We start from the raw sequence: 9509 nt of genomic DNA on the forward strand, positions 1-9509 counted from the left end.
GGGTAGGTCCATGCCGGGCGGGGGAGGGCGGAGGCGTGGCGGCCGTCACGGTGGTGGTCCATTATCGGAATTATTGAGCAGTCAAGTATGTTGTCGGGTGCGAAACGGCCGCCGTGCCGCGGCCAACAACCCGAGGAGCTGTCATGCAGTTCGGAATCTTCAGCGTCGGCGACGTCACCGTGGACCCGACAAACGGTCGGGCGCCGACGGAGCGTGAGCGGATCAAGGCGATGGTGGCCATCGCGCTCAAGGCCGAAGAGGTCGGGCTCGACGTGTTCGCCACGGGCGAGCACCACAACCCGCCCTTCGTGCCGTCGTCGCCGACGACCATGCTCGGCTACATCGCGGCGCGTACCGAGCGGCTGCTGCTCTCCACGGCGACCACGCTGATCACCACCAACGACCCGGTGAAGATCGCCGAGGACTACGCGATGCTGCAGCACCTGGCCGACGGCCGGGTCGACCTGATGATGGGCCGCGGGAACACCGGGCCGGTCTACCCGTGGTTCGGCAAGGACATCCGCGCCGGCATCCCGCTCGCGATCGAGAACTACGACCTGCTGCACCGGCTGTGGCGGGAGGACGTGGTCGACTGGAAGGGGCGGTTCCGCACCCCGCTGCAGTCGTTCACCTCGACGCCGCGCCCGCTCGACGGCGTGCCGCCGTTCGTGTGGCACGGCTCCATCCGTAGCCCGGAGATCGCCGAGCAGGCCGCGTACTACGGTGACGGCTTCTTCCACAACCACATCTTCTGGCCCAAGGAGCACACCCAGCGCATGGTCAACCTCTACCGCCAGCGCTTCGAGCACTACGGTCACGGCTCCGCCGACCAGGCGATCGTCGGCCTCGGCGGCCAGGTCTTCATGCGCAAGAACTCCCAGGACGCGATGCGCGAGTTCCGGCCGTACTTCGACAACGCCCCGGTCTACGGGCACGGGCCGTCGCTCGAGGAGTTCACCACGGAGACGCCGCTGACCGTGGGCAGCCCGCAGCAGGTCATCGACCGTACGCTCTCGTTCCGCGAGTATGTGGGCGACTACCAGCGTCAGCTCTTCCTCATGGATCACGCCGGGCTGCCGCTGAAGACCGTGCTGGAGCAGCTCGACCTGCTCGGCGAGGAGGTCGTCCCGGTGCTGCGCAAGGAGTTCGACTCGCTCCGCCCGGCACACGTGCCGGCGGCGCCGACCCACGCCTCGCTGGTCGCCGCCGCGGGCGGCGCCAAGGACAGCACCGTGCACGCCGTCGACGACGTGACGGGCAAGGCTCCGGAGGAGAACCGATGACGACGCGCACCCTCGCCGTCGTCTCGGCGGGCCTCAGCCAGCCGTCGTCCACCCGACTGCTCGCCGACCAGCTCGCCGCCGCCACCCGCGACGAGCTGGCCGGCCGGGGTGAGAACGTCGAGCTGCGCCACGTCGTCCTGCGCGAGCACGCCCACGAGGTGACGAACAATCTGATCACCGGTTTTCCGGCCGAGTCACTGCGTGCGGTGCTCGACACGGTGACCGGCGCCGACGGGTTGATCACGGTGACGCCGATCTTCAACGCGTCCTACAGCGGGCTCTTCAAATCCTTCTTCGACCTGATCGAGGCGGACGCGCTGACGGACCGGCCGGTGCTGATCGCCGCGACCGGCGGCACGGCCCGGCACTCGCTGGCCCTGGAGCACGCGGTGCGACCGCTCTTCGCCTACCTGCACGCGGTGGTGGTGCCGACGTCGGTCTTCGCCGCCCCCGAGGACTGGGCGAGCGGGGAGGCCGACGCCGGGCTGCGGACCCGGATCGACCGGGCCGCCGCCGAACTCGCCGAGCAGATGCACCGGCGGCCGGTCTCCACCGGGCCGATCGACCCCTTCGCCCTGACCACCGATTTCGAGGAGCTGCTCGGCCGCCGCGAGCCCTGACCGGCGTTCGTCGTCGCCGGGCCACCTCCTCGCCCGCGGGGGCGCCGAGCCCTCGCACGGCGGCGGCGACCCGTTGGCGTGGCGGTGATCCGTCCGGCCGCCCCGCCCGGCAGGTCCGCGGTCGGTGACGGCACGCTCGGCCACCCCGACCGCCGACGATCACGGCAGGTACGCCCGCGACGGACGGCCGGGGCGCTCAGCCCGCCCGGTCGTACGCGTGGGCGACGAGCACGGAACAGTGGGCGTGATGCACCAGCGCCTGGCTCACCGAGCCGAGCAGCATGCCCACGAACCCGCCCCGGCCGCGGGTGCCCACCACCATCAGCGCCGCCTCCCGGCTCGCCTCGATCAGCGCCTGCTCGGCCGACCTCGCCCGTACCGTCCGGGCGGTGACCGCCAGATCGGGGTGGCCGTCCCGAGCCGCGGCCGCCGCGGAGGCGAGCAGCGTGGAGGGCTCCTCCTCCGGCGGGACCCCGCCGGCCGACTCCGGGTGACGGCCCTCCTCCGCGTGGACGAGCACCAGTTCGGCCTCGCGCCGGGCGGCCTCCTCGGCGGCGTAGCGCACCGCCAGCTCGGCGGACTCCGATCCGTCGACGCCCACGAGCACCGGCCCCCGCTCGGGCACCGGCCCGTCGGCGCCGCGCACCACCAGCACCGGGCAGTGCGCGTGCGCGACGACCTGGGCACTCACCGAGCCCAGCAGCAGACCCCCGAAACCGCCCAGGCCCCGGCTGCCCACCACCACCAACTCCGCACGCTGCGACTCCTCGACGAGGGCCGCGCCCGGGCCGCCCGCCAGCTGCCGCGCCTCGATGTGCACCCCCGGCCAACGGGTGGCGAGCTCACCCACCGCCCGCTCCAACATCTGCTGCCCGGCGTCGCTGGGCACCGGCAGACCCAGGTCGTACGGGCTGAGCGGCACGCCGTAGCCGAGCGGGTGCAGGTACCCGTGCAGCAGGTGCAGCGGCAGGTTCCGCCGCGCCGCGGCGCGAGCCGCCTCCGCTGCGGCGGCGAGGCTCGCCGGGGACCCGTCCACCCCCACCACGACCGGTCGGTTCATTCGCCGCCTCCAACGCTCGACCAGGTCATTGTCGGTGTGGTCGTACCCGTTCGCGGCGTTTCCCACCCGCCCGGCACCGCGTACGCCGAAGTCGCGCGCGACACGCCGCCCGGACGACCCGGCGCGGGGTCACGGCCGGACGGTGGCCGCGCCGGACCGGCCGGCACGGCCACAGGATCCCGCAACGGCCGGCGTCCGCCCGCCGTCAGGACCCGTCGGCGGTACGCAGGTGCCGGACGATCGCCAGCGGCGAGTGCGCGTGGTGCAGGACCGAGTGGCTGACCGAACCGAGCAGCAGCCCGCCGAGCGCCCCGCGACCGTGCGCGCCGACCACCACCAGTTGGGCGCCGCGGGACTGCTCGACCAGCGCCTGCGCCGGAGAGCCGTGCACCAGCTCGTGCCGCACCGACACGTCGGGGTACCGCTCGCCGTGGCCGGCCACGGACTCGGCGAGCACCCGCGCCTCCTCCTCCGCGAACGTCGACGGGTCGACCGTCACCGCGCTCACCTCGCCGGGGAGGAACGCGACCGGGTTCAGCCAGGCGTGTACCGCGACCAGCGAGGTGCCCCGGCGGGACGCCTCCTCGAACGCGAAACCGACCGCCTCGGTGGAGAGCTCGGAGCCGTCCACCCCCACCACGACCGGGCCGTCGGCGCGGGGCTCACCCCGTACGACGAGCACCGGGCACTGCGCCCGGGCGGAGACCTGGACGGCGACCGACCCGACCAGCAGCTCCGCGAAGCCGCCCAGGCCGCGGTGTCCGAGCACCACGAGCGCGGCGTCGCGGGCCTCGTCGAGCAGGACCCGGGTCGCCGATCCGTCGACCACCACGCCGGAGGTCGGCACGTCCGGGGTCACCTTCCGCGCCTCGGCGAGGGCCTGGGCCACGAACTCCTCGGCCTCACCGCGCAACCCCTCGGCCTGCCCGGCCAACGGCGTCGGGCCGAGCTCGGCGGCGGTGAGCGGCCAACTGAACGCGTGGACCACCCGCAGGGGACGGCGCCGCTGTTCGGCCTCCCGGGCTGCCACCCGGACCGCGTCCAGGGCGGAGTCGGAACCGTCCACGCCCACCACGACGGGGGCACCGGTGTTGATGGTCATGACTACCTCCTTCGTCCGGCCGAGCTCCGCCCCGCCGGCCGCCGGCCGCCGGGGCAGCTCGTCCCGGATCCCGGGCCGTCGGTCCCGGATCACCCGGTGGGCGGCCCGCTCCTCACGCTTGCGCGTCTGGTCGCCGTGCTGCTGCGCGACGACGTGAACGTACCGCCGTGGCTCGCGCCGGAGGCTGTGGCGTCGAGTCCGTGTGACCCCGGTCCAACCGACCCGGTAGCGGGAATGCGCCACGTGGACCACCGCGCACGCGGGCGGGATCGACCGGACGCGACCCGGCCGCCGGGGCCGGCGGTACGGCCACCGCCTCATGGCGTGCCGGCCGTTCCCGGTCCGGCCCGCCGGGCCTATCCTCTGCGCGTGACCGCTGACCTGCGCCTGCGTCCGGTGCGCGACGACGACCTGCCGGAGTTCTACCGTCACCAGTCGGACCCGGAGGCGATCCGGATGGCCGCCTTCACCGCCGACGACCCCGATGACCGGCGTGCGTTCGCCGCCCACTGGCACCGGGTACGCACCGATCCGGAGATCGTCTCCCGGACGGTCACCGTCGACGGGCGGGTGGTCGGCTACGTGCTCGCCTTCCCCGTGGGGAAGCAGACCGAGGTCAGCTACTGGATCGACCGGCAGCACTGGGGGCGCGGGTACGCCACCCGCGCGCTCGACAATCTCCTGCGGGAACTGCCACAACGCCCGGTGCACGCCCGGGCCGCCAAGGACAACCTGGGCTCCCTCGCGGTGCTGCGCAAGTGCGGTTTCGTCATCCGGGGCGAGGACCACGGCTACGCCGCCGGCCGCGGCCGCGACGTCGAGGAGTACGTGCTGGAGCTGACCGCCTGACGGCGCCGCCCGCCGGACGCCCTGACCAGGGCGGGCACTACCCTCGCGGAGTGAACTGGCTCGAACTCTTCGGCTGGGTCGGCTCGGTGGTGCTGGTCTGGTCCCTGCTGCAGACGCGCATCCTGCGGCTGCGGGGGTTGAACCTGATCGGATGTCTGATCCTGATCGGCTACAACGCCGCCCTGCGGGTCTGGCCCATGGTCGGCCTCAACGTCGTCCTCGCGGTGATCAACGTCTGGTACCTGCGCCGGATGCTCGCCACCCGGCACGACGAGGCGACGTACCAGGTCGTCGAGGTCGGTGTGCACGACCAGTTCCTGGACCACACCCTGCGGGTGCACGCCGCGGACATCGCCCGGTTCAATCCCGGCTTCCACTGGCCGCCCGCCGACGACCAGGCGGCCGGCGCGGCGCGGCGATCCGCGTTCCTGGTGGTCCGCGCCGACGAGGTGGTCGGCGTGGTGCTGGCGCACGCCGAGGCGCACGACGTCGCCCAGATCGATCTGGACTACGTGACCCAGCGGTTCCGCGACTTCACCCCCGGGGAGTTCGTCTACCGGCGAAGCCGCCTCTTCACCGACCGGGGGTTCCGCCGGGTGGTCAGCCCGCCCGGCATGGTCGCCCCGTACTACCACCGGCTCGGCTTCCGCCGCACCGGCGACGCGTACGTCCTCGACCTGCCCGTCGCCGCCTGACCCGTCGACCACCCGCGGCGCGGCCCTCGGGCCGAAGCGGGCGCCGCCGGGCCGGAGCGACGTCCGGCGGGCGAGGATTCACGAGCCCGCCCACTGGGCACAGTGCGCGTACGCCGACGGGGGCCTCCGGTCGGCGGCGCCGGCGGTCCGGCGCGGTCGTGCGAGGGAGAGCCGGGCGTGCAGAGCTACTGGGGCCAACTGGCCTTGGTCGGGGTCCTGGTCGTGCTGAACGCCGCGTTCGCCGGTAGCGAGATGGCCCTGGTCTCGCTGCGGGACAGCCAGATCCAGCGGCTGGAACGCGGCAGCCGCGCCGGGCGGGTGCTGGCCCGGCTGGCCGAGGATCCGAACCGTTTCCTGGCCACGATCCAGATCGGGATCACGCTCGCCGGCTTCCTCGCCTCGGCCGCCGCGGCGGTGTCGCTGGCCCGGCCGCTGGTGCCGCTCCTCGGGGCGCTCGGCGACGCGGCCGAGCCGGTCGCCATCGTGGCGGTCACCCTGGCGCTGACCTTCGTCACCCTGGTCTTCGGCGAACTGGCCCCGAAGCGCATCGCCATGCAGTCCGCCGAGCGCTGGGCGCTGCTGGTGGCCCGCCCCCTGGACCTGCTCGCCGGCCTCACCCGACCGGCCGTCTGGGCGCTCGGCGCCACCAGCGACCTCGTGGTACGCCTGGTCGGGCTCGACCCGAGCCCGCAGCGCGACGAGATCAGCCCGGACGAGGTGCGGGACATCGTCTCCGGCAACCACGGCTTCACCAAGGAGCAGCAGACCATCATCGCCGGCGCGGTGGAGATCGCCGACCGGCGGCTACGAGCCGTGCTGGTGCCCCGGTTGCAGGTCTTCTGCCTGGACAGCGGGACGACCGCGGAGGCGGCCCGGCTGGTGCTGGCCGCCAGTGGCCACTCCCGGGCGCCGGTGGTCCGCCACGGTGGTCTGGACGACGCGGTGGGCGTGATCCACCTGCGGGACCTCGTGGGCGTGCCCGACGACCGGCCGGTCGACGAGTTCGTCCGCCCGCCGATGCTGCTGCCCGACTCGTTGCCCGTGGTCGACGCGCTGCGCCAGTTCAAGGCCGAACGCCAGCACATCGCGCTGGTGGTCGACGAGCGCGGCGCGGTGGACGGGATCGTCACCCTCGAGGACATCCTGGAGGAGATCGTCGGGGAGATCTACGACGAGACCGACCGGGACGTGCGCGCGGTGCGGACCGATCCGGACGGCGCGCTGCGCCTGCCGGGCACCTTCCCGGTGCACGACCTGGCGGCCGTCGGTGTCGAGCTGCCGGGCCGGCCGGACGGCGACTACACCACCATCGCCGGGCTGCTCCTCGCCTGCCTCGGGCACATCCCGACGGTCACCGGGGAGGACGTCGCGTTCGACGGCTGGCGGCTGGAGGTCGCGCGCATCGACCACCGGGCCATCACGGAGGTACGGCTGCGCCGCGGCGAGCCACCCGTCGACGCCACCGAGGCGGCGCCGCTGCTCGACCGGGCGGGCGGTTGACGCCGCAGGTCAGGCGGCGGGCGCGAGGTTCTGCAGCCGGACCTGGCCGCGGGCGATGAGGCGCTCGGCGTCATCGGTGATCTCCACCTGCCAGAGCTGCTGGCTGCGGCCCCGGTGGATCGGGGTGCCCACCGCGGTCAGCTCGCCGTCGCGTACGGCGCGCAGGAAGTCGGTCTGGTTCGACACGCCTACCACGGTTCCCCGATCGGCCAGCCAGAGGGACGCGCCCACGCTCGCCGCGGTCTCCACCACCGAGCAGTAGACCCCGCCGTGCTGGATACCGAACGGCTGGTGCAGCTCCGGCCGGACCTGCCAGCGGATCACCACCCGGTCGCCGCTCGCCTCGTCGATCTTGAGACCGAGCAGGTCGACGAAACCTCCGGTGGGGTCGGGCATATCCACGGCACACGCCTCCTCGATCGAAGTGGGGCCAGCCTAGCGGCGCGTTCGGGCAAACCCGCTACGGCCGGGGGCGGCTGATGAGGGAGAATCGGGGACCGTGACCGACAGTAGCCTCCCGCCACGGCGGGACTCCCTCACCGATGACCTGCTCTGGCGGGGTCTGGTCCAGGACTCGACCGACCCCGACGAGCTGCGTGACCTGCTCGACGGCGGGACCGCCCCGTTCTATGTCGGCTTCGACCCCACCGCGCCGAGCCTGCACGTCGGCCACCTGATGCAGGTCCTGACCGCGCGCCGCCTCCAGCTCGCCGGGCACCGGCCGCTGCTGCTGGTGGGTGGCGCGACCGGCCAGATCGGCGACCCGAAGGAGAGCGCGGAGCGAACGCTGAACTCGCCCGAGGTGGTCGCGGGCTGGGTCGATCGGATCCGCGAACAGCTCTCGCCGTTCGTCTCGTACACCGGGGAGAACGCGGCCCAGCTGGTCAACAACCTGGACTGGACCGCGGAGCTGTCGGTGGTGGAGTTCCTCCGCGACGTCGGCAAGCACTTCCCGGTCAACCGGATGCTCGCCCGCGAGGTGGTGAAGGCACGCCTGGAGACGGGCATCAGCTTCACCGAGTTCAGCTACCAGCTGTTGCAGGCGAACGACTTCTTCGAACTGCACCGCCGGCACGGCTGCCGGCTCCAGTTCGGCGGCTCCGACCAGTGGGGCAACATCACCGCCGGCGTGGACTACATCCGCCGTCGCGGCGCCGGGCCGGTGCAGGCGTTCACCACTCCGCTCGTCACCAAGGCGGACGGAACGAAGTTCGGCAAGACCGAGGGCGGCTCGATCTGGCTCGACCCGGCAATGACGAGCCCGTACGCCTTCTACCAGTTCTGGGTCAACGTGGACGACCGGGACGTCGACCGCTACCTGCGGTTCTTCAGTTTCCGCCCCCGCGAGGAGCTGGAGGAGTTGGCGAAGGCGACGGCGGAGCGTCCGGCGGCGCGGCTGGCGCAGCGGGCGCTCGCCGAGGAGCTGACGACGCTGGTGCACGGTGAGCGGGAGATGGCCCAGGCGGTCGCCGCCAGTCAGGCGTTGTTCGGGCGGGGCTCGCTCGAGGAGCTGAGCCTGGCCACCTTGCGTGCCGCGCTCACCGAGGCGGGGCTGGCGCAGCTGGACGAGCTGCCCGACGTGGCGGGGCTGCTCCGGGACTCGGGTCTGGTGCCGAGTCTCAAGGAGGCCCGGCGGGTGATCGCCGAGGGCGGTGCGTACGTCAACAACAACCGGGTGACGGAGGTGGACGCCCGGGTGCCGGAGTCCGACCTCCTGCACGGGCGGTACCTGGTGCTTCGCCGGGGCAAGCGCTCGTTCGCGGGCGTTGAGCTGCGGCGATAGTCGTATATCGACGGTGTGACGCGCGACGCGCTCCGCGGATTTGACGATCGGTCCGCGGGGCGCGTAACTTTCTCTCTGCCAGCGCGGAACGGACGAAACGGGGCGAAAGCCCTGGAGGCCGGAGCGCGGGAATGACCTCCGGGTCAGGGAGGTTGCACCTCTCGGACCCGGGACCTGGGTGGTGCCCCGGATTCGCCGCGAGGCGGATTTGGTGAGGCGAAACCGACCGGGTAAGGTTGACGACCGGCAGGGCACCGGGCGAGCTCGCGGGAGACCGCAGCGGCCGGCCTGTCGGAACCCGTGACGAGAGCGGCGGAAGCCGGTCGAGTCAGGGTGCCCGCAAAAGGGTGGAAGCACGACAAACCGCGAAACACCGGTTTGACACGGCAGAAACCAGCGGGTAACGTAGTAAAAGTGCCCGGCGCGAGAGCGGCGGGTTGCGGAACGAAATGCCCCGGATGATGGGCCCTCCTGGTGGGGGTTGTCGGATGGTGTGTGGTTGTTCTTTGAGAACTCAACAGGGTGTTTGATAAGCCAGTGCCAAATTGATTTATACCCCGGACTGGTTGATTCTTCGGGATCTTCTGGTTTGGATTCCTTTGGCAACTTTTTGTTGC

General features: G+C 72.4%; 9 protein-coding genes. 6 read left to right on the forward strand and 3 right to left on the reverse strand.

The window, feature by feature from the left end; genetic code table 11:
- Positions 1 to 143 precede the first annotated feature (143 nt).
- Both E1211_RS27225 and E1211_RS27230 read left to right on the forward strand, forming a co-directional pair.
- Positions 144 to 1283, forward strand: coding sequence for an LLM class flavin-dependent oxidoreductase (locus tag E1211_RS27225; RefSeq protein WP_132352276.1), 1140 nt, complete (start codon positions 144 to 146; stop codon positions 1281 to 1283).
- Entirely contained in the window at positions 1280 to 1903 is a 624-nt protein-coding gene (locus E1211_RS27230; RefSeq protein WP_132352278.1) for an FMN reductase, read from the forward strand. Before E1211_RS27225 ends, E1211_RS27230 begins: the two co-directional genes overlap by 4 nt.
- 196 nt (positions 1904 to 2099) lie before the next feature.
- Here the strand turns inward: E1211_RS27230 and E1211_RS27235 are convergent, their stop codons facing one another.
- Both E1211_RS27235 and E1211_RS27240 read right to left on the reverse strand, forming a co-directional pair.
- Positions 2100 to 2963 (reverse strand): universal stress protein, encoded by an 864-nt coding sequence (locus E1211_RS27235; protein WP_132352280.1) that lies wholly within the window; start codon positions 2961 to 2963, stop codon positions 2100 to 2102.
- Positions 2964 to 3168: 205 nt separating this feature from the next.
- The gene (locus E1211_RS27240; RefSeq protein ID WP_132352282.1) at positions 3169 to 4065 is read right to left on the reverse strand and encodes a universal stress protein; all 897 of its coding nucleotides are present in this window, start codon (positions 4063 to 4065) and stop codon (positions 3169 to 3171) included.
- Positions 4066 to 4434: 369 nt separating this feature from the next.
- Between E1211_RS27240 and E1211_RS27245 the strand changes: the two genes are divergently transcribed.
- The 3 genes from E1211_RS27245 to E1211_RS27255 all read left to right on the forward strand — a co-directional run bounded on the left by E1211_RS27245 (position 4435) and on the right by E1211_RS27255 (position 7109).
- Entirely contained in the window at positions 4435 to 4914 is a 480-nt protein-coding gene (locus E1211_RS27245) for a GNAT family N-acetyltransferase (protein ID WP_207915526.1), read from the forward strand.
- 50 nt (positions 4915 to 4964) lie between these two features.
- Positions 4965 to 5609, forward strand: a complete 645-nt coding sequence (locus E1211_RS27250) for a hypothetical protein (RefSeq protein WP_132352286.1) — start codon at positions 4965 to 4967, stop codon at positions 5607 to 5609.
- A gap of 177 nt (positions 5610 to 5786) precedes the next feature.
- A complete protein-coding gene (locus E1211_RS27255; RefSeq protein ID WP_132352288.1) occupies positions 5787 to 7109 on the forward strand; it encodes a hemolysin family protein in 1323 nt (440 codons plus the stop codon).
- Between the two features lie 9 nt (positions 7110 to 7118).
- Here E1211_RS27255 and E1211_RS27260 read toward each other — a convergent pair whose 3' ends face one another.
- Positions 7119 to 7505: a PaaI family thioesterase gene (locus tag E1211_RS27260; RefSeq protein ID WP_207915527.1), complete on the reverse strand. Its 387-nt coding sequence runs from the start codon at positions 7503 to 7505 to the stop codon at positions 7119 to 7121.
- A 103-nt stretch (positions 7506 to 7608) separates the two neighbouring features.
- On the opposite strand from E1211_RS27260, the gene tyrS reads away from it, so the two are divergent.
- Entirely contained in the window at positions 7609 to 8892 is a 1284-nt protein-coding gene (gene tyrS / locus E1211_RS27265) for a tyrosine--tRNA ligase (RefSeq protein WP_132352292.1), read from the forward strand.
- The last annotated feature ends 617 nt before the right edge of the window (positions 8893 to 9509 follow it).

The sequence above is a fragment of the Micromonospora sp. 15K316 genome, from assembly GCF_004348525.1.
Taxonomy (GTDB): Bacteria; Actinomycetota; Actinomycetes; order Mycobacteriales; family Micromonosporaceae; genus Micromonospora.